This window comes from Clostridium sp. SGI.024, from assembly GCF_050315195.1.
Classification (GTDB): Bacteria; Bacillota; Clostridia; order Clostridiales; family Clostridiaceae; genus Clostridium.
The window spans coordinates 1-294 of sequence record NZ_JBNPON010000184.1 but is presented as its reverse complement, the minus strand read 5'-3'; the positions used below and the strand labels follow the sequence as shown (position 1 = coordinate 294).

Annotated in this window: 1 pseudogene; it reads right to left on the bottom strand. The window is 27.2% G+C overall.

The annotated features are described in order from the left end of the window. Nucleotides 1–294, bottom strand: a pseudogene (locus ACQRD5_RS17340) (IS110 family transposase); the annotation flags it as partial.

Sequence of the window (294 nt, the reverse complement as noted above, 5' to 3'; positions counted from 1 at the left end):
ATAAATTCTATATTTTTTCTGATTTGTTCAGAAAAATTAGGAGAATTAATTAAAGACTCTATTTGTTCAAGTAGATTTTTAACTTCTGATTCAAGAGCTTTTATAATATTTATTGTGCTAGTTATTTTAATTGAAAATCCGTGTAGCGGCAGCCCAATAATATTAGCTTCATTTGCGTAATTAATGAGATTTGAATATACCTTTTCAGACCATATAAGTCCCTTTTTAGATTTTTCCATTAGGATATTAATTATTAAATCTTTAGGTGCACTTAAAATAGCTTGTGGTGTTGGG